General features: G+C 56.1%; 20 protein-coding genes. 5 read left to right on the forward strand and 15 right to left on the reverse strand.

Going from position 1 to position 24,007, the window contains the following annotated elements:
- The first annotated feature begins 150 nt into the window (after nt 1–150).
- Entirely contained in the window at nt 151–2,337 is a 2,187-nt protein-coding gene (locus tag HY896_05270) for a diguanylate cyclase (protein MBI5575755.1), read from the forward strand.
- Nucleotides 2,338–2,353: 16 nt separating this feature from the next.
- Here the strand turns inward: HY896_05270 and HY896_05275 are convergent, their stop codons facing one another.
- The 4 genes from HY896_05275 to HY896_05290 form a co-directional block, all read right to left on the reverse strand.
- Nucleotides 2,354–3,727, reverse strand: coding sequence for a sigma-54-dependent Fis family transcriptional regulator (locus HY896_05275; protein MBI5575756.1), 1,374 nt, complete (start codon nt 3,725–3,727; stop codon nt 2,354–2,356).
- Nucleotides 3,717–4,817 (reverse strand): hypothetical protein, encoded by a 1,101-nt coding sequence (locus tag HY896_05280; protein ID MBI5575757.1) that lies wholly within the window; start codon nt 4,815–4,817, stop codon nt 3,717–3,719. Before HY896_05280 ends, HY896_05275 begins: the two co-directional genes overlap by 11 nt.
- Before the next feature lie 199 nt (nt 4,818–5,016).
- Nucleotides 5,017–5,781, reverse strand: a complete 765-nt coding sequence (locus tag HY896_05285) for a hypothetical protein (protein ID MBI5575758.1) — start codon at nt 5,779–5,781, stop codon at nt 5,017–5,019.
- 17 nt (nt 5,782–5,798) lie between these two features.
- Nucleotides 5,799–6,644, reverse strand: coding sequence for a methyltransferase domain-containing protein (locus HY896_05290; GenBank protein MBI5575759.1), 846 nt, complete (start codon nt 6,642–6,644; stop codon nt 5,799–5,801).
- 823 nt (nt 6,645–7,467) lie between these two features.
- On the opposite strand from HY896_05290, the gene HY896_05295 reads away from it, so the two are divergent.
- From HY896_05295 to HY896_05310, 4 genes are all read left to right on the forward strand, one after another.
- On the forward strand, nt 7,468–8,196 hold the full coding sequence (locus HY896_05295; GenBank protein MBI5575760.1) for a DUF4114 domain-containing protein: 729 nt from the start codon (nt 7,468–7,470) through the stop codon (nt 8,194–8,196).
- A 45-nt stretch (nt 8,197–8,241) separates the two neighbouring features.
- Nucleotides 8,242–8,463 (forward strand): hypothetical protein, encoded by a 222-nt coding sequence (locus HY896_05300; GenBank protein MBI5575761.1) that lies wholly within the window; start codon nt 8,242–8,244, stop codon nt 8,461–8,463.
- Nucleotides 8,463–8,741, forward strand: coding sequence for a hypothetical protein (locus tag HY896_05305; GenBank protein MBI5575762.1), 279 nt, complete (start codon nt 8,463–8,465; stop codon nt 8,739–8,741). The genes HY896_05300 and HY896_05305 overlap by 1 nt, the downstream gene beginning before the upstream one ends.
- Before the next feature lie 107 nt (nt 8,742–8,848).
- Complete coding sequence (locus HY896_05310; GenBank protein MBI5575763.1) at nt 8,849–9,529, forward strand: hypothetical protein; 681 nt, start codon at nt 8,849–8,851, stop codon at nt 9,527–9,529.
- 22 nt (nt 9,530–9,551) lie between these two features.
- Here the strand turns inward: HY896_05310 and HY896_05315 are convergent, their stop codons facing one another.
- The 11 genes from HY896_05315 to HY896_05365 all read right to left on the reverse strand — a co-directional run bounded on the left by HY896_05315 (nt 9,552) and on the right by HY896_05365 (nt 23,993).
- The gene (locus tag HY896_05315; GenBank protein ID MBI5575764.1) at nt 9,552–10,331 is read right to left on the reverse strand and encodes a polyprenol monophosphomannose synthase; all 780 of its coding nucleotides are present in this window, start codon (nt 10,329–10,331) and stop codon (nt 9,552–9,554) included.
- 40 nt (nt 10,332–10,371) lie between these two features.
- A complete protein-coding gene (locus HY896_05320) occupies nt 10,372–11,358 on the reverse strand; it encodes an NAD(P)-dependent oxidoreductase (GenBank protein ID MBI5575765.1) in 987 nt (328 codons plus the stop codon).
- Nucleotides 11,355–12,446, reverse strand: a complete 1,092-nt coding sequence (locus HY896_05325) for a radical SAM protein (protein ID MBI5575766.1) — start codon at nt 12,444–12,446, stop codon at nt 11,355–11,357. The genes HY896_05320 and HY896_05325 overlap by 4 nt, the downstream gene beginning before the upstream one ends.
- Nucleotides 12,443–13,453: a hydrogenase expression/formation protein HypE gene (gene hypE / locus HY896_05330; protein ID MBI5575767.1), complete on the reverse strand. Its 1,011-nt coding sequence runs from the start codon at nt 13,451–13,453 to the stop codon at nt 12,443–12,445. Before hypE ends, HY896_05325 begins: the two co-directional genes overlap by 4 nt.
- Before the next feature lie 18 nt (nt 13,454–13,471).
- Nucleotides 13,472–14,710, reverse strand: coding sequence for an extracellular solute-binding protein (locus HY896_05335; protein ID MBI5575768.1), 1,239 nt, complete (start codon nt 14,708–14,710; stop codon nt 13,472–13,474).
- A gap of 1 nt (nt 14,711) precedes the next feature.
- On the reverse strand, nt 14,712–15,611 hold the full coding sequence (locus HY896_05340) for a glycosyltransferase (GenBank protein ID MBI5575769.1): 900 nt from the start codon (nt 15,609–15,611) through the stop codon (nt 14,712–14,714).
- Nucleotides 15,608–17,869 (reverse strand): carbamoyltransferase HypF, encoded by a 2,262-nt coding sequence (gene hypF, locus HY896_05345; GenBank protein ID MBI5575770.1) that lies wholly within the window; start codon nt 17,867–17,869, stop codon nt 15,608–15,610. Before hypF ends, HY896_05340 begins: the two co-directional genes overlap by 4 nt.
- Nucleotides 17,870–17,929: 60 nt before the next feature.
- Nucleotides 17,930–19,348 (reverse strand): B12-binding domain-containing radical SAM protein, encoded by a 1,419-nt coding sequence (locus HY896_05350; GenBank protein MBI5575771.1) that lies wholly within the window; start codon nt 19,346–19,348, stop codon nt 17,930–17,932.
- Between the two features lie 161 nt (nt 19,349–19,509).
- Nucleotides 19,510–20,976, reverse strand: coding sequence for a radical SAM protein (locus HY896_05355; GenBank protein ID MBI5575772.1), 1,467 nt, complete (start codon nt 20,974–20,976; stop codon nt 19,510–19,512).
- An 87-nt stretch (nt 20,977–21,063) separates the two neighbouring features.
- Nucleotides 21,064–22,719, reverse strand: a complete 1,656-nt coding sequence (locus HY896_05360; GenBank protein ID MBI5575773.1) for a hypothetical protein — start codon at nt 22,717–22,719, stop codon at nt 21,064–21,066.
- Nucleotides 22,716–23,993 carry a phenylacetate--CoA ligase family protein gene (locus tag HY896_05365; GenBank protein ID MBI5575774.1) on the reverse strand — a complete coding sequence of 426 codons (1,278 nt, stop codon included), beginning with the start codon at nt 23,991–23,993 and terminating at the stop codon, nt 22,716–22,718. Before HY896_05365 ends, HY896_05360 begins: the two co-directional genes overlap by 4 nt.
- Nucleotides 23,994–24,007 lie beyond the last annotated feature (14 nt).

Consider the following 24,007-nt stretch of genomic DNA (forward strand, 5'->3'; position numbering starts at 1 on the left):
ATAAATTGGCTAATACTTTTCACACCGCATCCGATTAGGAACCCAATATATTTATATTCATCGGATATTCCGAGGATTTATTAATGAATAATCTCCCGGGAGATAGGCCTGATAATTGCAAACTTACACGCCAGCATCGTCGAGGTGACTGTGAATACGACCGATTACAAGAATTTTCCCCGATGTTTATTCGACCATCCCCTCGAAATTACGCCGGGCGAAATCGCTTCCCTGTCGGGCCCTATTAATATCCTTCTCAAGAGCAGTTATCTCCTGGGAACGTCCCGCGACCTGGAGGGCACCTTCCAATCCCTGTTCGATATCGCTGAAGAGATATCCGACGTCGACAGCTGCACCTATCTTTCATGGTCGTCCTACACCAATACATTCGAAGCGGTCGCAACGAGGGGCGTACCGTCTTTCCTTGGGGACGATCACACGTTCCTGACCCCCGCGGATCTGACCCGCCATTCCGAAAAGGTCATCCATATAGATTCGAAGATCCATCAACATTTCCTGCCTGTCTGCAAATCGTGGAATTGTTCGTCGCTCGTCGCGTTTCCTCTACACAGGGAACGGGAATTCGTCGGCTCGCTGATCTTCGGAAACAAAAAAAACCATTCCCTGTCGCCTGTCCAGATAAAACTGCTCTGGATTCTCGCGATCCAGGCGGAGAACCTTCTTCTCCAGTGCGAGGCGGTAAAGACGCTTTCATTCTACTCGTTTCTCGATCCGCTGACCCATCTTTACAACCGGCGGTATTTCGACAACCAGATCGAGAAGGAAATCCTGCGTTCGCGAAGGAACGGAAAGCCGATCGCCCTTCTCATGCTCGATCTCGACGGCTTCAAATCCTACAATGATCGGTTCCATCATGCGGCGGGAGACGTCGCCCTTCAGGAGATCGCGTCCATATTGCACGATTCGGTCAGGGAAGTGGACACCGTCGCCCGCTTCGGTGGGGACGAATTCGCCATCATCCTGTTCGAAAGCAGCGCAGACGGAGGGCGTGACCTCGCTCACAGGATCATAGAAAGGATCGGTAAACACCTTCTTCCCGGAATGGACAACATACGTTCGGAGCGTCTCACGGCATGCGCGGGGGTGGCCACGTTCCCGTCGGACTCGTTCGACAAGGAGGACCTTCTTCGAAAGGCCGACCGCGCGCTCTACGTGGCGAAGAGCCAGGGCGGAAGCAAGGTTTGCGTATTCCACGAAATAGCCGACCTTCTTTCGGCAAAACCGTCGCCGAACGATATCCCTCTCCAGAAGATATTCGACGCCGCGCGATCCGTCGTCGACATGGACAAATTCCTGGAGATCCTTCTCTTCACGGCCATGCAGGGCCTGTCCGCCGGGCGGGGATCCATCGTCGTCACCGACACGAAGGGGGACTTCACCCTGAGGGCGGCTATCGGATTCAACAACGGCGAAAACCAGGTCACGCCCGGGGCGGCGATAGTTCCCGGACCCGTCACATCGTGGGTCTTGACGCACAAGGTTCCTCTCGTCGTTACCGGGCAGGCTGACATGCCGATGTCAAAAAGGTTACAGAAGAACGGTTACCGGACGGAATCGTTCCTGTCCATTCCGCTGGTTCATGAAGGACGCCTTCTCGGGGCGCTCCACCTGACGAACAGGATGGACAAGCAGGCGTTCACGAAGGACGATCTTGCCGCCTTCGAACCGATATCGAACGAGATCGCCCGCGTCCTCTACCAGGGAATCGAGTTCCGGGAAAACGTCAAGTCGTTCTCGACGTCGATCCTCCAATCCCTGTCCAGCGCGCTCGAGATACGCTATCCGTTCCTCCTCGGGCACAGCGGGCGCGTCCGCGATCTTTGCATGCGCGTCGGCAGGAGGCTCCAGCTCGGTCAGGACGATCTGTCCGCCCTTGAAACCGCCGCTTCCCTCCACGACATCGGCATCGTCGGAATTCCCGGGATAATCCTTTCGAAGAGAAAGAGATTGAACGACCGGGAGCTCCAGATCATCAGGAAACATCCTTTTCTCGGAGCGAAACTTCTGGAAGGAATTCCGGGGCTGGAGGAAATCCGCAGGGTCATCCTGGAGCACCACGAGTTTTTCGACGGGTCCGGCTATCCCTACGGATTGCGGGGGGAGGAAATCTCTCCCGCTTCAAGGATCCTGTCCGTGGCCGAATTCTACGATTCGATCACATCGGAGCGCCCGCACAGGGGCGGACTCCGCAGCCAGGAGGCGATTCAACTCCTCAAAACCAACATGGAAACCCTCTTCGACCCCTCTATTTGCTGCGCCTTCATCGAAGAGATCCAGTCGGGCGGCAACGGAGAGCCGCTGGCGACGACACACTGATTTTCGCGACCCTCTTTCAGGGAACGTGCATCCTGTAGGTTTTCCAGTCTATCCCGAGACTCTGTATCTTGTAATTCAGGACCCTTGCGCTGATCCCGAGAAGCCTTGCTGCCTCCTTCTGAATCCCTCCTGAAGAATGGAGAGCCTTCATTATCGCAGCTCTTTCAAGTTTCTCCAGGTTCAGCACATCTCCCGGCGACAACACGTCTTCATCCGGCCGTCCTTCCATCGTCAGGCTGGACGGCTCGATCATTTCGTATTCGCATAAGAGAACGGCGCGCTCGATCGCGTTCTGCAACTCCCGAACGTTGCCGGGCCAGTTATACGATCGCAACTTCCCGATCGCCGCGGGGGAAAACGTGGTGACCTTCTTTTTGAATTCGACCGCGTAACGGTTCAGGAAAAATCTCGCGAGGGGCAGGATATCCTCTGCCCGCTCCCGCAAAGGCGGCACGTGAAGGTTCACAACGTTCAGCCTGAAGAACAGGTCCTGGCGGAAACGGCCTTCTTTTACTTCCGTGCGCATGTCCTTGTTGGTGGCGGCAACAACCCTCACGTCCACCTTTATGCTTTTTCCGCTGCTTCCCAACCGTTCGAATTCCTGCTCCTGAAGCACCCGCAACACCTTCGCCTGTGTGGTGGAGCTCATGTCCCCGATCTCGTCGAGGAATATGGTTCCCTTGTCAGCCTGCTCGAATCGGCCGATCCGCAGCCTTTCCGCGCCGGTGAACGCTCCCTTTTCATGGCCGAACAGCTCGCTTTCCAGCAGGTTCTCATGCAGCGCGGCGCAGTTCACTTTCACGAGCGCGCATTTCGCACGCGGACTGCCGAAGTGGATGAGCGTCGCGAGAAGCTCCTTGCCGGTTCCGGTTTCGCCTGTTACCAATATGGTGGCGGTGGTCGGTGCGACCTTCCTGATCACGTTCAGGATCTCTTTCATGCCGCGGCTCTCCGCAACCAGCGCATCGTCCTCCATCGCGCTCCGGTAGGCGGACTTCTGGAAAAAGTCCAGCTCACCCTTCATGCTCCCCATCTTGCGGGCGGTTTTCACGCAATGGATCAGGTGGTCGATCTCGAACGGCTTCTGTATGTAATCGAACGCCCCGAGCCTGAGGGCCTGCACCGCCGTTTCCACCGTCGCATAAGCGGTCATGAGGATCACTTCCGTTTCCGAGCTTACCTCCTTGGCTTTCTTGAGGATGTCGACCCCTGTCAGATCCCCGAGCTTTATGTCGCTGACGACGACATGATAGGATTCGGTCTCCAGTTTCCTCACCGCTTCCATGCCCGAGGAAGCCTCGTGAACGGCATACCCCGCTTCCTCGAAAGAAACCTTGATCCCGGCCCTGAGGGAATCGTTGTCCTCTACGATCAGTATCTTATCCGCCACTCTTCTGCCTCGCCGGAATCTTTAAGATGAATTCGGTTCCCTTTCCCGGAATGCTTCGAAGATCCAGAATTCCTCCGTGGACGTGAACGATTTTCTGCGCCATAGGCAGGCCGATCCCGGTCCCTGTTTTTTTCGTCGTAAAAAAAGGCACGAAGATCCGATCCTGGATCTCGAGAGGTATCCCGGGCCCGTCGTCGTTTATGCTGATGCGCACGAACTCCTTTTCGATCTCCTTGGATGCGGGAAGGATCGTTTCGATCCGGCGGTTCAAGTCGACACGGTCGCTGAAATAGCGGGCCGTCCTTATCGTGATATCTACCTTTCCCTTTCCGTTGCACGCTTCCGCCGCATTTATCAATATATTGGCAATCGCCTGTTCCAGCAATCCCTCGTCGGCTTCCACGGCGGGCCGTTTATCCTTCGGCTTGTCGATGCGGAATTCCATGCCGGGGTGGATCGCCTGGATCCTTTGCACCACCTGCTCGACGATCCTGTCGACCACGATCGTACGGATACTGAGTTCGGCGGGCCGCACGAAATTCAGGCACTCGCGGATTATGTATTCCACCCTTCCTATTTCCTGCGAAATCATTCCCACGGAGGACTTGAGTTTTTCGTCCCCCGAAATATGGGAGCGCAGGATTCCGCAATGGACGCCGATGCTCGCGATCGGGTTTCGTATCTCGTGGGCGAGTCCCGCCGCCATCTGTCCCAGAAGGAGCAGCCTCTGCTTAAGGTTCTCGTTTTCCTCCGCCATCTCTACGTGGGTCAGGTCCTTGAAGAAGGCGCAAATTCCTATCTTTTTCTTCCCTTCCTTAAGCTCCGACAGGGTGAAGCCCAGGAATTGGCGCTCCCCGTCCTTTCCCGGCAAATCGACTTCGAGCCTCGTCGGCAGGTAGTTCATCGCTATCGATTCGCTTAGCACACGAAAGAAGGAATTTTCCCCTGCCCGGTCATGGATGCTTTCACCGGGTTTCAGGGGGCTTCCTTCAAGGATTTTCTTCCCGATGGGGTTGATGTACGCGATCGTGCCGTCCATGTACATGGCTACGATCCCCGCACGGAAGCTGGACAATATCATCTTTTCCAAGTGGGTTCTCCATCGTCTGATGAAAAATCCTTATATTTAAATATAATGGAATGAGGTTCCACGGACAATGATCGTCGGAAAAAGATGAAAGGATGCGGGGAGCCGGACGCTCCCCTCCGTGCCCGGACACTCTCGAAACAAAAGCGATTCTCCGCGCGTGCCGGTTCGCCTTGCCGCCGGCCCGGGATGAGGCCCTTCCTCAGACCGAATTTTTTATCCTGATCCTGCACCCGGTCGAAGTGGCATGCTGATGATGATCGCACATCCCGACGTACAGGGTATATACGCCGTCCGGGTATGCGGTGGTGTCCATTTTGTAGGAGAACTTCCCCTCGCATTTCTTGTCGTAGAATTCCTCTTCGACGAGGGTGTGATCGAGATAATACCTGACGCCGTACCCGACTTCTTCGCCGTAACCCAATTTGGAAAGATCCGCCAGTTCGGATTCTATCGTCACCACCCCCGACAGCACATCGCCTTGTTTGACGGAAGTGACCGTCAGTTCCGGAACTACATTCGTTCCATCCTTGTAAAGGTTATGCGAGTGGCCATGCGGATGTCCGTGGACTATTTCCTCGTCCGACAGGCCCTCCACGGAATACCGGCCGGGGGCATAGGTCTTGAGGGGTTCTCCCTCCATCATTATGATCGCCTCCGAAAGGTCGATGATTTTCCCTTCGTAGTCCCTGCCGTCCCATGTCTCCGTGTGCGTCCCCGCCTCGCGTGTTTCCCAGTTCACGATGGTTTTCAGATAAAGCTCCCGGGTCTTCGCCTTGATCACCTTAATGCTGATCCTTGCAGGCTCGTCGATGGTGTATGTGATGACCCCGACTTCGCCTTTCGCCGGATCGAAGGCGAACGCCCTCTCCATTTTGAAATCCTTGAAACTGAGCTTTACGGGCTTGTGGCCTCCGTGTCCTTCCGGGTGGTCATGGTCGTGATGATGATGGTTGTGCTCTTCCACTTATCCGTCTCCTTTGGCTAATATTTTGAAAATATCGCGAATCTGTGGTGCGCCCACACGCTCTTCACCCACCAGGGAATCGCCATTCTTTCAAGAAACGCGAACTTGTCGATTTTTCGCTTCATGCCTTCATCGCGTCCATTGTAATACCGCATGATATCCCACGTCCAACGATCCGCTTGCCCCTCCCCGCTCCCGAAGATTTTTCTGATGTAAGGACCGATCGGAAAGCAGGTATCGGGCCATGGCGGGACATCGAGGACTCCTTGCGCCTTCATTTCCAGGCCAAGGGACGCCATCAGGGAACGTATCAATCCCATGTCGGCCCATTTTTCATCTACCCTGCCGAAGAAATCCCTGTCGAAAAAATGCTTCCTCAAAAGATAACCCGCCTGTCGCCTGTTCGGCATGAAAATAAGAACCATGCCCGATGCGACCCTGGCGATTTCCGAAAGAAGCGATTTCGCTTGCCTGACGTGCCACAACGCGGCGAAATTCCATACCAGGTCGAAACTGCCGTCTTCGAAGGGCAACCTCGACATATCTACGTGCTTTATTATCTTATACTTATCGGCATATGGCAGCTCCTTCCAAAGGCAGGCCGCTTCTTCGACATGAGTGTCGTTCGTGCCGACTAAGGTGACGTTGCATCCTTTTTCCGCAAAATGAACGCTGTTTATTCCGGTCAAACCCGTCATGCCGTAGATCGGGACTTCCAACACATTTCTGATATTAGTGGAACAAGTTATCGAATCGAAAAAATCGTTCAACATGAATCTTTCGTACACCGTACCGAGCCCTTCATCGTAATTTCGAGCGTTTGGCAAATTTACCATTCCTGCGGTTCCTGCAAGAGTGAGCATCGGATTTTCGAGACTGTTCCTTTACTTTTCTTATCGGTGTATCGTCCCGCAGTTATTGTGCCAGAGGGATAACTATTATTCCACACGGGAGATATTTCGCATAAGTTATCAATATTACGAGGTATTCCAAATGCGCTGCAAGTGATCACGAACAAGTCGATCAAGAAATCGGCAGGCGATATGCGTAAAATATTCCTCACAAAACGCAAGAGATGCAAATATTTTCCCTATCATTAGGGGCAGTTTGGTAGCGCGCGAAATCGGCGTCTCACAGAGTGTTTAATTTACTCGGTTTTTTGTTCCTCCGTTATTGCCGCCTTGCGCGCATCCCGACCGGGACGCCAACCGTACCGCGCGTAACGACCGCTTCGCCATCGAAGCGGTATAAAGCCTTTCCGGGTCATCGCAGTTCACCGCAATGCTCCATGGTAACCCAATGTAGCGACACCGTGCTGCCCGGCGCATCTCATTGGCACACAACCAATTGATATCATTAATTTATTCTCTATAAACTGCCTGTAATAATAAACAGGCCGTATTTCGATAATCGACACGTTTCCATACGGACTTCCTACTCGTAACCACCCATCCATGAATTGGAATATGTACCCCTTGAGTACAAATTATGGAATTATATGACAAAGAACAAGAAATATTTTCACACCCCTGCTCCCTCACCCCTGCCATCCATCATCAATTGCTCTTCATTATCATGATGTTATATATATTTCTCGAGTATGGCATGCGTCTTGAAGACTATATGTCGTGAAATGTTCACTTGTGATTGTGGACACACCAAACCATAGAAGGGAGGGGAAAAAAGATGAGGAAGTTAGTAATACCGGTATTCCTGGTTGTCATGTTGGTCGCAACCAGCGCTTTGGCTGCTCCGATCGTGTACTCCAACACCCGGCCTCAGCCCGTCGGTTCGTCTGCAGAAACTTCGCTCCAGACGATTCTCGACACGATCACGGGCTCGCCCGGGTCCATCAACGCGTACTCGGATCAGAAGAACGCAGGGTATTGGGGGCTGCAGAATCCGGCTCCCGGAGTCATCGCCCCGTTGCTCCGGTTCCAGTTCGCGGGCAATTCGAACGAGTTCGGGCTTTGGAGCGGGAAGGACACTAACGGGCCGATCAATACCCGGGCGATCTTCCTGGGAAGCGCAACCCCGACGGATTTCGCGCTCGTTCAGTGGCTTACCTCAAGCAGTGGCGTTATCTTCGGCGGCAGCGGAGTTGCAGCAGGGGCGTTCTCGGGCATTCCGATCAACGGATTCGGGTTCTACATTTCGGGACAGGGCGGCACTTTCTTTTCCATCGACCAGCTGAACGGCGGCTATGCGCAGATGTTGGCCTATCAGCAGGCTGCCAGCAACACGTGGATCCTCGCTTTCGAGGACCTTCCGAGAGCGGGAGCCGATGGCGATTTCAACGACAAGGTCGTGTCAGTTGAATCGATCGTGCCTGTTCCCGAACCGGGAACGATGTTCCTCCTCGGTTCCGGCCTGGTAGGCCTTGCCGGGTGGGGCCGCAAGAAGTTCAGGAAATAAGCTTAAAAAGACAAAAACAACAATACTCCAAGGAGGAAATACACAATGTGCTGTGGAACCGCAAAGTCGCCTTGCATCGAGATCGAGCTTCATCCGACGGTGGCGGAGAACTGCTGCGGGACGGCGAAGTCGCCCTGCATCGAGATCGAGCTTCATCCGACGGTGGTGGAGAACTGCTGCGGGACGGCGAAGTCGCCCTGCATCGAGATCGAGCTTCATCCTGAGGTCGAGGAAAACAGCTCCGAGTCCGAAACCGCGACCGAATAATGGGAAGCAACGTACTGCCGGCTAACAACGAGTGGATCGAAGTATCGCCGAACGTGAAGGTCTCGGGACCTTCGCACAAGGCGTTCCTGGCGGGGGTGGTAAGTAATCAGCCGGAGAACGATCCCGATGACATCCGCATCGAAGACGAATCGAAGAAGATCGTCATCAGGCGGAGAAACGAGCGGGAAGAAGACAGGGTTTTCACCATAACGTACGGGGTGAACGCCCACGGAGCCGATTACTTCGTAAACCGGAAGGTAGTCGTCAGGAAGGTGTAGACCGCACGGTCGGCAGCCGGGAATTTCTTCGAGGCAGCTGAGGGCGGGGTGATATAATCACCTCGCCCTCTTTTTATAAAATCAAATTACGGACGGACATGCGAAAAATGGACAGGGAAAAATTCAAGATCGACATCAATACGCCCGACCCGGGTTACGAGCCGTTCCCGGTGTCGATTATGAACCGTTCCACTTACGAGGCCACGACATTCGACCCGGCCCTTGGAAAACCGGCCGCCATTTCCTACCGCCTGAACAAGGCCGGCTGCATCCGGATCAGGATCGTCCACAGGAACCGCGCCGACATGCTGATACGCACGCTGCAGGACTGGACCAGGCAGGAGTTCGGAAAATATTCGATCCTCTGGGACGGGCGGGATTCCTCGGGAAACATCGTGGACAACAGGCAAATCCTTGTCCTCTTCGAATCGAAGGACAAGGATAACGGACTTCGCCATCGCGATCATGAAGAAAGCGGGTGCCGCGACCCCATGCTTTCCGTGAGGACCGACCCGGCTCCAGATCGACCTCTCAAGGGAACATTAGATATATGGACGTCGTTGGCGGCCGAATCGGTCGATTTCGGAAGGGAAAACGGCTTCGAGGCGAGATATTACATGGACGGCAAGTTATTCCGGACGGATAAGGCGGATCCGGGAACGAAGGAGTTCCACATCCGTCTCGACTTATCCGAACTGGAAAACGGCGAACATCTCATCACCGTCAATATCGACGATCTTTCGGATCACACTGGGTCGGCAGGCGTCAGGATAACGGTCTGCAACTGACTATTCCCGACGGGCTGCCCTTTCAATCCCTCTGGGGGCCGGCGCCGCTTTTGACGAATTCGGTGTAATCCCTGAAAAGGAACTTCAGGTGTTTCACGATTTCCACTATGGGGGAACGAAGCCGCAAGACGGTCCAGAAGGCCTCCCACGCGATCCCCTTCGATAGCTTCGAGTCTCCCGATGCCCTTCCGTAGAAGATCACCGGCAGTTCCTTGATCCTGAAGCCAAGCCGGTAAGCGTAGGTTTTCATCTCGATCTGGAACGCGTATCCGTCGGACCGTATCTTGTCCAGATCGATCTTCTCCAGCACCTCCCGCCGGTAGCATTTGAAACCGGCCGTGAAGTCCCACACCGGTATGATGACGACGTACGAAGCGAACATATTTGCGAACTTGCTCATCAGCAACCGCCTGAACCGCCATCCGTCCACCCTGACTCCATCGCAATACCGGCTCCCGATCACCAGGTCCGCATCCTTCATCGCCTCGAGCATCGCCGGGAGATATTTCGGATCATGGGAAAAATCGGCATCCATCTCGAGGATATAATCCATACCCGTGTCCAGCGCATACCTGAACCCGTCGATATAGGCGGTCCCCAATCCCATCTTTCCCGGTCGATGGATCACGTGGACCCTGTCGTTTTCCTTCGCCAGCCTGTCGGCGATTTCTCCTGTGCCGTCAGGGGAATTGTCGTCGACGATCAGGAGATGGAAGTTCTCTTTCATGGGGAGAATGGCGCGGGCCATCCGTTCGATATTGTCCCCCTCGTTGTACGTCGGCATGACTATCATCGGCTTCATGCGGATTCTCCCGGCCCCGTAAGGCGCTCCCTTTTTCCGTTCATGCCGCGTTCAACCACTTGACGGTGATGCCTATCCCCGTCCCGCAATCGGTCCTCGGATCGAATCCGAGTTCATCCCTGGCCCTTTCATGGCTGAAAAACCTGTCCCTGCACATGATGTCGATCTTGTCCGGCGTCAGGAACGGCTCCCTGTCGAGCCCGAGAACTCGATGCGCGGTTTCCAGGAGATGCCCGGCGATCCGGACCGCTTTCAACGGGACATGAAATGGCGGGACCCTTTTCCCGAGCGCCGACGAGATCAGATCCACGAGCCGGTTGACGGTGACGGGCTCCATCCCGGAAAACACGTACGTACTGCCTGGTGCCGCGGGACTGTCGACGGACCGCATGATTCCTTCGATCAGGTCGTCGATGTAAAGAAGATGGACCCTGTTCTCGCCGCTTCCCACCGTCAGGTACCTGCCGGAATCGATCAACCTCACGAGCTTGGGGATCATACCCCACGTATCCCTCGGTCCGTACGTTATCACCGGACGGATGACGATCCCCGGCACATTTCGGTTGCGGTGGAATTCCGTGACGAGCGCTTCCGAATCGTATTTCGTTTTTCCGTATCGCGTGGCGGGGAAACAGGGCGAGTCTTCGGCGACCGGCCCCCCGTAGGGGTGCCCGAACACGCTTACGGAGCTTATGTAGATGAAACGGCTTACATTCCCCCTTGCGGACCGATCGAGAAGGTTCCTGGTCAACTCCACGTTAACGCGGCGAATCTGCGTGTCGTCGTGGGTCCATCCGCTTCCCCGGATCGCCGCCAGGTGGAAAACGATATCCACGTTCTTCATCAAGGCGCCGGTAGCGGCACCATCAAGAAGATCTGCTTCCCTGATATCCGCCCCTTCGGAAGAAAGGTATTTCCGATCACTGCTCTTTCTCACGGGGACGACCACGGAATGGCCGTCCTTCACGAGACGGTCGACCAAATGGCTCCCGATGAACCCGGTCCCGCCGGTCACCAGCGCTCTCATCCGCCGAAAAGGGATTCGACCCCCACCTTTGCGACGGTCCGGAAGGAAAAGAGCATGTTCGTATAACTCGCGTTGGCGAGAGGACAGAAACAATCCCGGTCCTTGATTTCCTTCCGTATCCGGGCCGCTTCAGCGGAAAACCATATCTTCGGGAAGTCGTAATCCGATTCCCGCAGGTTTCCCATGACTTCCGATCGGATACAGCACGCCCAGACGTCTCCGTCCGGCGCCAGCTGGCACGAGGCCACTCCCGCGTAACACGGGATCTGGATCCTGTTTTCCAGGAGGATCTTTTTGACCATGTGGTAATAGCGCTTCCGGAAGGCCCGGGTCACTTTCGATATCCCCTTCATTTCCCAATTCTTCATGTCTTCGGCGATGAAATCCACGGCCCTTTCGTAATCTGCATGCAAGGGTGATATTCTTTCGCCGACGGTAAGAAGCTCCGTTCTCTCTTCGGCGATTTCCGTGATGTAGGAGTCCGGCCCGAGTTTTTTCAGCTCCGAGTAAATTTCCGGAATATCGCGCGCGTTGTATCGCGATATAACGGTGTGGAAGCCCAGAACCAGGTTTTCGCCATGTCCCAACGAACGAAGCCCGTGGTACGTATCGATTGCTTTCCTGTACGAACCCTTCGAGCCGCGGATCTCGTCATGCCTTTCGCCGACGGCATCGATGGAAAGGTTCACGATGACCGCGGCGTCCGGGCAGGCTTCCACGATACGACCGACTTTCCCGACGATGCGATCCGTCAACAATCCATTCGTTGGAATATTTATGATCTTCGGCCTGCAGTGGCGGTAGGCCTCGATGCAGACGGAGTCGATATCCTCCCGCAGGAACGGCTCCCCGCCGCTGAACGTGATCCAGTGCGGGGCCCGCCCGATGGACCGGAAGATCTTTCCGTACTCGTCGAGCGTCAGCTCCCGGCTTTCCCTCTCGTAGACCCTGCATGTCATGCAGCGCGAATTGCACCGGTAGGTAAGGCTGACCGTAAGACTGGCCGGAAGCATCCGTGGGCGGCCGAGCCGGCGGGCGAGTTTAAAGAACGGGACTTTTGCAAGGAGATTCAGCAACGGGTTTTTCAGCAGATCCGCGGCAACTGCTCTCCCGTGAACATGTCGACGACCCTGGCCGTGCCGAGCTTCGTTTTCAGGATCACTTTCCCCTTGTGGGAATCGGTTACTTCCCCGATGATCCGCGCATTCGTTCCGTGTGGATTCTTAAGCATTGCATCGAGTACGGAGCCGGCATCGCTTCCCCTTACGACGGCGATCATTTTTCCCTCGTTCGCCACATAGAGAGGATCGAGGCCGAGGATTTCGCAGGCTTCCCGGACTTCATCGCGCACCGGCAGCGTTTCTTCCTCGATCAGTATCCCGACGCCGGATTTTTCGGCGAATTCGTTCAGCGTCGACGCCACGCCTCCGCGGGTCGGATCCCTCATGGCGTGCACCTCCGCGTTCGTCTCCAGGATGTCGTCCACGAGCTTGTGCAGCGGCGCGGTATCGCTTTGCACCGGTTTCTTGAATATAAGACCCTCACGCACGGACATGATGGCGATGCCGTGGTCGCCTATGTAGCCGCTGACGAGGACCTTGTCGCCCGCTTCCAGGTTCATTCCCGACACGTTCAGCGAGTTTTTCACGATCCCCACTCCCGCGGTGTTGACAAAGATCCCGTCCACACTCCCCTTGTTCACCACCTTCGTGTCACCGGTGATTATCTTAACTCCCGCCGTCTCTGCTGCCCGGTTGACGGATACGAGGATCCGCTTCAGGTCATCCATGGGGAATCCTTCCTCGATGATCAGCCCGAGGCTCAGGTAAAGAGGCATCGCGCCGCCCATGGCGAGGTCGTTGACCGTGCCGTATACGGCCAGATCGCCTATATCCCCTCCGGGGAAAAAGATCGGCGTGATGACGTACGAATCCGTCGTGAATGCGAACTTCGATCCGTTCACTTCGAAGATTCCCTGGTCGTTCAGCACGTTCAGGATCGGGTTCCCGATGATCGGCAGAAAAACCTTTTCGATGAGTTCGTGGCTTAACCTTCCCCCGCCCCCGTGGGCGAGCTGAATCTTGTCGTGTTTCATCGGTTTCGCCTTTTCCTTTTATATTTCGTTTTTCCCGGCATTCGACGACGCGGCCAGCGCATTTTCCAGGGTTTCGAAGGATTCGACGGGGGTGATCGTTTTCGTCAGGAGTTTCGCCACCAGGTTCAGGTAGACGCCGGCCGGCTTGGGGGGAAGGGACTTGAAGTAGTGCACCTGGAGCTTTTCGGCCGCCCCGAGGCTCTTCGCCATGTCTCCGTGTATCACCGAGGGATATTTTTCATAGGGAATGTGCCTCATGGCGGGTATGTCACCCATGTCGAAAATCACGTCTCTCGCCGCCTGCGCGTCGGTGAGGGATTTCAGTAATTCCACCGCTTCCTTTTTGTAACGCGACCGCTCCGACACCGCGTAAGTCGCGAGCGACCCGCCGAAGATCGTGGATAGCCCGCCCGTTCCGCCGTTCACCTGCGGGAACGGGAAGATTCCCATCCGTTCCAGGGCGCCGGGGTTTTCAACGTGAAAATAGGAAAGGAGCCGGTTTCCGTTCAGCTGCATCGCGGCTTTTCCCTGGAAGAACAGCCGGCGCATCTCCTCGTAGTTCGTCTGTCCGCACGACTCGTGGAACGCGCCTGCACCGGCGAACTCCAGGACCTTCCCCGCCGCCGCGAGGAAGCATTCCCTGATTTCGGCGTAACGGGGCGACCTCGTGAAATCGGAAACGAAGACATCATCCCCGCCGATGCGGTGAAAGAGATGGGAAAAGAAAAATGCGCCGGGCCACCGCTCCTTGTTCCCCACTGCAAACGGAACGAGCCCGGCCCCGCTCAGCTCACGGCAGATGGATATCAATTGGTCGACGGATCGCGGGATGGAGAATCCGAACCTATCGAAAATGTTCCTGTCGTACCAGACGAAGATGCACCCCTGTTCGACGGGGGCGGCATATGTCTTCCCTTCCACTTTCAACGGATGAAGGGATGCCGGAGCGAAGGTTTCCTTCCAGCCGCCTTCAAGCTCCGTCGAAAGATCGTGAACAAGCCCCTTCCCCACGAGATCCTCGAGTTCCCCTCCGCCGCAGGTGTGAAAGACATCGGGCCCCTCCGGATCCGGAAGATCCCGGTTCAGCGTGTACATCAGCTGGTACCAGTTCCTCATCACCGTGGATTCGACTTCGATCCACGGGTTGGCTTCCTCGAATCGGCGTATCAAACCGTCGAGCATCTGGCGGTACTGCACCGAGCAATGGTGCCGGTCGAGGCAGTGATAACGGAGGAACTTCAGCTTGATCTTTTTCATGTCAGGAACCCGATACGTTTTTCGTGGATTCGGCGATGTCCCATACGAACGGATTTCTTTTCCTGATGAAGAAGTCGAAGCTTCCCGATGCCCTTGCGTAAGCCTCGAGCAACACGGCGCCGAGGGTCCAGGCCACCGTCCTCACTCCCCATTCCGTCTCCGCGGCCAGGGCGGCAAGGGTATTTTTCAGCGAGGTGGTGGATACGGAATATCCCTGCTTATTCTTAAGGTGAAGGTGCCCGATGGCGATCCTGCGGCGCTGTTTCAGGAAATCGCCGACGTTTTCGGGCCCCTTGTTCAAAACCCGCGCGTCTCCGACATACTCGAGTCTCAATCCCGCCTCCCTGACGATCGCCTCCATGCTCGCCTCGTCCACCGCGGTGTTTACCGGGATTTCCCCGACCACGTTCCTGAAAGCGACCAGTTCGCCGAGCTTCGGGTGCCGGAGCGCGATCCTGTGGTGGAGGTTCCAGAGAAGATGAACCGCGTAACCGATGAAATCGTCCCTTCCATTGACCGGCACTGGGCGGCCTCCGGTCATTCCCACACCGTCATCGAGGAAAGGCCTGGCGAGTTTCTCAAGGGTGTCGGGCTCCGGCACGGTATCGCCGCTTTCCACGAACAGTACATCCCCTCTTGCGTGGGAAAGGAACAGGTTGATGGCCGAAGCCTTCCCTTTCCTTTCCTTCTGGACAAGAAGCCTGATCCTTTCGTCCTTTTTCATGAAATCCCTTACTATATCCTCCGTTCGGTCGGTGCACCCGCTGGAAACCACGTAGATTTCCCCGAGGCGGCAGACCGAGAGATTCTGGCCGAGAACCGCTTCCAGGAGACGGCCGATGTTCGCCTCTTCGTTGTATGCCATGATCCCGATGCTGCAATCTATGGTTCCTGAATTCATTGCCCCGCCGCGATCAAGGCTTCGGCGATGATGGATTGTCCGAGTGCTATTCCGCCGTCGTTGGGCGGAACCCTGTGATGGATAAAGACGCTCAACCCATCTTTCCGAAGAAGGTCGTGGGCACGCTCCAGCAGCAGTGTGTTCTGGAACACCCCGCCGCTCAACGCCACCCTGTCCAGACCGCTCTCTTCCCGGATTTTCCGGCAGACGTGCAACACGATCTCCGTCATCGTATTGTGGAACCTGGCTGAGAGTATGCCGCAGGCCGTTCCTTTTTGCAGATCGGCGATCATCTCCCGGATAAGCGGTTCCAGCACGATCGCATATCCATCCCCCTCCCCCCGCAGGCGAAACGGATAGGATCCCGCGTCTTCCAGCGCCGCCATTTCCAGTTCGATCGCCGCCTGGCCCTCGTAATGGATTTCCTTTCTTATGCCCAGCAGCGCCGAGACCGCATCGAACAGGCGCCCGGCGGAAGACGTCAACGGCGAGTTCAGCCCCCTCTCGATCATCTTCCTGATGACGGCCCACTTCCCCCGGTCGATATCCTTCACGAAATCGATACCGAGGTCGAACATGCCGTCCCCGTATATGCCGTCGAGCAGCGCAGCGGCGATTCTCCAGGGCTGTTTTATGGCCTTCTCGCCTCCAGGCAGGGGGAAATATTCGAAATGCGCCGCCCTTCGGAAACCCTTTTCGTCGCAGACAAGGAACTCCCCGCCCCATATCTTTCCGTCCGTCCCGTAACCCGTTCCGTCGAATGAAACTCCGATGATTTCACCGCCGATTCCGTTGTCTCCCATGCAGCTTACGATGTGTGCATGGTGGTGCTGCACACCGATCTTCCGGATGCCGTCGAGGGAATGGGCGTACTTGGTCGAAAGGTATTCGGGATGAAGATCGTAGGCCACGGCGGTCGGCTCGATGTTGAAGATCCTCTTGAAGTGCCTTATCCCCTCTTCGAAGGAAGTGAAGGTTTCCAGGTTTTCCAGGTCGCCGATGTGGTGGCTCATGAATACGAAGTTTCCACGGGTAAGCGAGAACGCGTTCTTCAGCTCGGCGCCGCAGGAAAGGATCCTTTCCCTGAAGGAAAAGGGCATCAGCAGCGGGAAAGGGACGTATCCGCGGGATCTTCGCAGCATCGTGCCCTGGCCGCGCCATACGCGGCAGACGGAATCGTCCGTGCGGATGTGGATTTCCCGGTCATGAAGCAGATAATAATCGGCGATCCCCTTCAACACCTCCATGCTGTCGTCGTCCTTGTACACAATGGGTTCCGAGCTCAGGTTTCCGCTGGTCATAACCAATACGAGGCCCGATTCCCTTACAAGGAGATGGTGAAGCGGAGTGTACGGCAGCATCAACCCGTGGAACTTCTGGTTCGGCGACACGTTACCCGCGGTCGGGCAATCCGGCCTCTTGCGAAGGAGCACGATGGGACGCTGAATGCCGGTCAACAGCTTCTCTTCCTCCTCGCCTACCTCGCAGATCCGCCTTGCGGCATCGACGTCCCTCACCATTACGGCGAACGGCTTGTACTCCCTGTATTTCCGCGACCGAAGCAGGGTCACCGCCTCCTCGTTCAGCGCATCGCAAGCCAGGTGATACCCTCCCAATCCCTTCACCGCCAGGATGGCGCCTTCCTTGAGGAGCCTGCAGGACTCCGCAAGTACATCGGGAACCCGGACCGGGGCGCCGTTCCTGTGAAACAGGGAAAGCCGGGGGCCGCACGCCGGGCAGGCGTTCGGCTGCGCGTGAAACCGCCTGTCCATGGGATTTTCGTATTCGGCGCGGCATTGCGGGCACATTTCGAACGGGTCCATGGTCGTGAATTTCCGGTCGTAGGGTATGTCCTTCACTATCGTGAACCTCGGCCCGCAATTCGTGCAGTTCGTGAACGGATAGCGATGCCTGCGGTCGGAAGGATCGAAGATTTCCTCCAGGCAGTCCGGACAGGTGGCGATCTCCGGCGATATGGGAACGAACTTCTCTTCATCCCCGTCGCTCGCCTTGATGGTGAATTCTTCGTAGCCGGCCGGCTCCAACTCGCGCACCTGCATGTCGAAAATGACCGCCAGGGGTGGAGGACGGGTCCTGACACGCAGGATGAACTCGTCGACGAGCGGCTTTCCGCCTTCGACGTCGATCAACACCCCCGACGAGTTGTTGAGGACGTAGCCGAACAGACCGTGCTCCATCGCTAGGTTGTAGACGAACGGTCGAAAACCTACTCCCTGAACTATTCCCCGAATGCGCATTTCGGCGCGGAACTTCAATAACGTCTCCGATGCTTCTATGATTTTATTTCGCCGGCCCGCTCAAGCCCGGTCGTGATGCAGGTGATAGTAGATGTTCTTGAGGAAGACCCGCCAGTTCATCTTCCTCGGGAATAGCCTGAAATAGCTGCAGTATCCTTCCAGCATGCGATAGAAATAGTTGTAGAGTCCGGTTAGGGGAAGCTTCATCAGGTATCTCACGACCGGCAACATCAGGGGAAATTCCACCGCCAGCGGAAAGAGCCTGGCGAGATTTTCCCGCTTTCTCGTGTCTTCCCTGTCCTGGAAAGCAAGAACGGAGTGGGTGCCGTCCATCGTCGTTTCGGTCCTGTTTTCCAGGAGTCCCATCTCCCTTGCCTTTTCGGCAAGCGCCGTTCCGGGCATCGGATCGTAGATCGTGCTCCCGGCGAAATCCGGCCGGATATCGATGTTGAGTTTCAGCGTTTCGATTTCCTTCTCGAGCGTGCTCGCCGGCAGACCGAGCATGTTGTATGTGTTGAGCCTGATCCCGTGCCGCTTGACCATCCTCGCAACGTTGAGGATCTTCTCCCTCGACACTTTCTTGTTCAGTATCTTGTCGAGAATGTAGTCGTCGGCCGCTTCGACTCCCATGCCGACGCTCAGGCAGCCTGCGCGCTTCAGGTCCACTATCATCTTCTCGGTAAGGTGCCTCGGCTGGACGCAGCAGAAAAACGGGACTCCGATTTCCGCGGAATACCTGTCTGCGAAATTCTCTCCCCACTCTTCCGTCCAAACAAAGACATTGTCCAGGAAGTTCACGAAATCGACAGGATAACGTTGCATGACTTCTCTTATCTCGTCCAGCAGGTTTCCGACGGTTCTTACCCTAACCACCCTTCCCTTGTGGTGATAGAGCCTGTTCAGCGATTCGTTGAAACAGAAACTGCATGCGAAAGCGCAACCCCTTGAAGAAATGAAGCTCTGGGTGTTCCTGCGTTCCCTCCCGGGGATGTCGAACAGATCCCTGTCCGGAAACGGGATCGAGTCGAGGTCTTCTATCAGCCGTCGGACGGGGTTTTTCAGGACCGTTCCGTTTCGTTTCACATGCCAGTTTTCGATCTTCGATATATCGTCGCCGCGCTCGTGGGCGTTCACGAATTCTCGGAAGGCATGCTCCCCTTCGCCCACGCAGATCGCGTCGACACCATCTTCATTGACGATATCCGGGAAATACGTGGGATGAGGACCTCCGAACACCGACAGGACATCGAAATTTTTCTTTATGCGGCGGTTCAGCTCCAGGTACGCATGCCGGTTGTGCGTCGCGATGCTGTAGCCGACGATGGCCGGCTTGAAATCCTCTATCCTGTCCTTGAACTTGCCGTACTCCAGGTCCACGATCCCCACTTCATGGCCGTCCTGTTTCACCATCGATGACAGGTACATGATTCCCAGCATGTCGGTGGATGCGAGGTCTTTTATGGCAAAAAGTATTCTCAAGGGCTTCTCCGGCCTTTCATTTCAGGTGGGAATCGAAATATTTGATCGTGCGGCGCATTGCGGTCTCCCAGGCCTTTCCCTTGAGCACATGCCCCTCTCCGGTACAGGCGTAAAACTCCGCATCGCGCCCGAGGAGAAGTTTCACATTCCCCGCCGCGATTTCAGGATGCCTTTCGGATTCCGGGAAACAACTTCTGCTTAAGGAACAGGAACAGGTCCACAAAGACTCTCCAGAACATTCCCGCCAGCTTCCTGATCGAACGGCTGCGCATGAAAAGCAGCGAAAAGATATCCTTGATGTTCTTCAGGCCTCTCAGGACCTGCCCTTTTTTGAGCCTTCCCAGCTGGAATTCGATCTGCGCGGTCTTCAGGAACCTCCCCAGTTCCTCCACGCTCAGCTTCGCGGTGTCGAACACGGGAACCATGTTCCGGATGTCGAATTCGAACGGAAGGATCCTGTAGTTCGCCCAATCCTGCGACAGCGATATCCCCTTTTCCCGGCAAATACTCCACAACGGGGATCCGGGAAACGGGACCGCCACGTAGAACATGGCAAAATTCGGGTTGATCTCCTTCGCGAATTCGATGGTTTCCGGTATCGTCTCCCGCGTATCCCAGGGAAGCCCGAGCGTGAACGTCGCGGTGGTTTCGAATCCCACCTTGTGGAGAAGACGAAACCCTTCCCGGATCTTGTCCTTCGTCAACCCCTTCTCCATGTTTTCGAGAACCTCGTTGCTCCCGCTTTCCACCCCGAGCATGACGGCGGTGCATCCCGCATCCTTCATGCGTCCCAGGACGTCCTCGTTGATCAGGTCCGCGCGTGTCTGGCAATCCCATTCGATCTTGATGTTTTCGACGGAGAGAAGCCCGCAAAAAGACTCAACCCACCTCTTGTCGTAGGTGAACACATCGTTCCAGAAATGGAAGGAGTTTACGCCGATCATCTCCCTGGCGCGCCGTATCTCGCGGACGACCCTTTCGGGGCTCCAGACGCGTATTGTTTTTCCCGCGGCAGGCCCCCGGTAACAGAAAACGCAATTGTACGGGCATCCGCGGGCGGCGGATATGCCCACCGCCCTTTTCCCGTGCAGGATGCCCGTGTAACGGTCCATGTCGAAGAGATGCCAGGGGATCGGCGGCAGGGTGTCCAGGTCCTGGATCAGGGGACGCGGCGCATTGTGTCGAACCTTTCCATCGCGCCGGTAAGAGACACCTGCCACATCTCCGATCTCTCCTCCCGACACCAGTGTTTCCAGGAGATCCGGCATGGCGGTTTCGCCTTCGCCCCGGATCACGAAATCCACCGTGGAGTTCCCGAGCACCTCGTCCGTCAGCACGGAGGAGTGCGTCCCGCCGAACACCACCGGGCACTTCGGAAACAGTTCCTTGACGATATCCGCGACGGAAAGCGCCCCGGGGTATGTGGGCGTCAGCGCCGTGATGCCGACGGCATCCGGGGCCGCCTTCCTCACGAGCCGGGCGATGTCCTTCCTCGACTCCCCTTCGAGTCCCAGGTCCACGATACCGACCTTGTGTCCGCGTTCCTCGAGGGACGCGGCGATGAAGCCCAGCCCGAGATGGATGAACCCCCGGTCCGTTGCCGCCGGTTGAACCAACAGAACGTTCATGATTTTTCCACCGTCAAATGAATTTCCCTGCAACTCCGTGACCCGCGCAACGCTGAATCGCGATTTGCCGTGTCCACCCGGCCACCATCACGACAGCAGGCCTGTGCCTGCGATTTCCTTCTCCTTGCAGATGAACAGCGGCATGACTTTCCCTCTTCGCGTGGCGATCGGGTTCACCCGCCTTACCTGGATGGTGTTGGTCCTCGTCCAGACATCCTTCATGACTCTCGCTCCCACGTATTCCGGGTCGTGGCCGTGGAACAGCCCTTCGAAGATCGTTTCCCGCAGGGCCTTTTCGTCGAAATCGGCGATTTCCGGGCTGACAAGGATATACAGGCGTGTGAACCCGGATGCGTCCTCCGCTTCCAGGAACTGGTAATTCGTCAGATCGCCTCCGAACTTCTTCGGAAGCAGTTCTTCCACCAGGTACACCAGGTTGCTGCCTGTGAACGTCATACCTTCCGCCGTAAGCTTTTCGAAACTCCTTATCGTGTGGATATGTTCCACGTAACCGAGTTCCTCGAACGGGCACCCGCACGGTTTCCGATGAAGGACCCCGTAATCTCCTATTTCCGTGTTAATGAAGATCTTCGAGCTGATCTCCATCAGGGTAGTGAACAGGAATGCGTCGACCTTGACGTTGGAGTGCTCCACGTCCCTGGCGTGCTGGATCACGGCCAACTTGTCCCTGCACACATGTATGTCGTCCACCTCTCCCGAATTCAGGCAGGCGTGTCCGATCAGCATCAGCTCGTTGCAACCGTACAAGGTGTACGCGCGGCATCCGTAGCTTTCGATGAGATCCCGCTTCTTTTCGGTCAGCGGCTCCCCCATGAGCCAGAAGACGGTTTTTCCCAGGTTCAACCCCCGCTTTTTCGCCTCCATCACCAGGCGGAAAGCGGAGCTTGCGTAGGTTACGACGGCATAGCCCGGACCGCCTTTCAGGTTTCCGTCCATCCACTGCGCTATCGTGTGCGTGGAGCCGATATCCACGAATTCAGGCTTGGGAAGCCGTATTCCGTAAAGCCGGGACATCCGGATCGTCGTCGCCGTCTTCAGCCTGTCTTCCATTGAAGGCTTCATGTTCCGTCCGTCCACCTGTGAATACCACTTGACGGGGGTATTCCCGGCGACGCCGAACCTCAAGTTGAAGAAAAAGCCTTCCAGGGCAGGCAGAATGGGCAGCCAGACGATCGCTTTCCTGCCGGGGATATCGTAAAGCCTTGACGCGTGGATGCCGTAAACGGTGTTCTGCAATATGTATTCCAGGGGCACTTTCACTTTCGTGCTTCGGCCCGTCGTACCGCCCGTCTGGGTATCAAGGCCGGAAGAGAGAGACGCGTTGTTGAAATCCGTTTCCTTGAATCGGAACGTCCGGTTTCCCCTGACTGCGGGGATCCTCCCCTTGTATTCCTGGATCGTGAGGTAAACGCCGTCGGAGTGCAGCTTCTTCAAGGTCTCTTCCAGGCCCTTTTCCCCTACCATAGACTCGATATCGCCGAACGAATACCCCGCATGATCCAGCAATGCCTTGTATGGACTCCGCGGATTGCGGAAAACGCATTTCTCCAGCATGGAGAGGAAATTCTTCTCGCGCTTTTCGACTCCCTCCCTTATGATCTCCATGCTTCGATCGAACGACATGGGGCTTTTCAGCACTTTCCTCAGAATCGCCGTGCTTGTCCGGTAATGTTGAAGCATCCCCGACATTTTTCCGAAAAGACCCGTCCCCGTTCCGCTCATGACAGCCTCGAGATCACGGCGCGGACTTTCCCCGAAGGCTCTCTCGGTATATCGTCCACCTCCCTGCAGACGATCCCGATTCCGTTACCGAGTATTTCCTTGAGTTTTTCCTCCACTCGAACCGCCGTATCGGGCTTGAAGCCTTTCCCCGCAGAAATCCATGCCACCACGGAATCGGCGTTTTCCTGTATCACCCGGAATTGCCGGATGCCTGGTATGTGGTCCAAAGTTCCGGTGACCATCATCGGTGAGATTCTCCTCCCCCCCTTGAGCACGATGAAATCCTCGTCCCTTCCTTCGATTATCTCCATAAGCGGAAGCGCCCGGCCGCACCCGCAGGTCTTGTCCGACGGGACTCCGAGATCCCCGATCCGGTACCGGATGAACGGCATCGCATAAGAATGAAGGTTGGTGATCACGACATCTCCCCTCTGGCCCGGCATCACATGCCGGTTGTCCTTGACGAATTCAACCACCAGCGTGTCCACGTTTATGTGGTATCCATTGTGCTTTTCGCATTCCCAGGCGATATTTCCGCATTCCCTCGCGGCGTAACGGTCGAACGGCATCACGCCGAAAGCGGCGGCGATTCTCTTCCTGTCCTTCGCATGAAGGACCTCTGCGGCCGTCGAAACGACGGCAGGGCGTATTCCGTTTCTCGGCCCTCTTTCGGCGACAAGCCGTGCTACTTGCCCGAGGCTGGACGGATAACCGTGTATGAAATCGGGACGCGCATCCGCAAGCATCCGCATCTGCTCCTCGGGTTCGAGGAAGCAGGAAATATTCACCGACCTCGCCAGGCCGAGAGACTGGTACCATCGCCTCCTCGTGTCGAAACTGTGGGGGTCGAGGATGAAGGCCCGCTTGTGAAGGAACGAAAGCCCGTTTTCGAGAAATGAGCGAAGGTATACGAGGTCGATGCACTCGTAATCTTCCCGGGTCAGGTAAATATGGGTCGGCATGCCGGTCGATCCGCTCGTGAAGACCGCCAGGCAACGCTTCGGATCGACGTTCGCCGCCAGGACTTCCTTCCTGTCAAGCGACCGCATAACTTTCTTTTCGGTGATGGGAACTCTCGCGAGGTCCTCGACGGATTGCACGTCATCGGGCTTGATGCCCGCTTCGCGAAACAGATTCCTGTAGTACGGCACGTTTTCGCAGGCATGGCGGATCAGGGCATTGAGCTTTCGCCGCTGGATTTCCTGGAGTTGGGGCATTCCGAGCCCGACGTTTTCCCTCAACTTCTTCAGCTTGATTATGGAGTCGATCACCATACGGCAAGTCCGCA

The sequence above is a fragment of the Deltaproteobacteria bacterium genome, assembly GCA_016218975.1.
Classification (GTDB): domain Bacteria; phylum Desulfobacterota; class Deferrimicrobia; order Deferrimicrobiales; family Deferrimicrobiaceae; genus JAENIX01.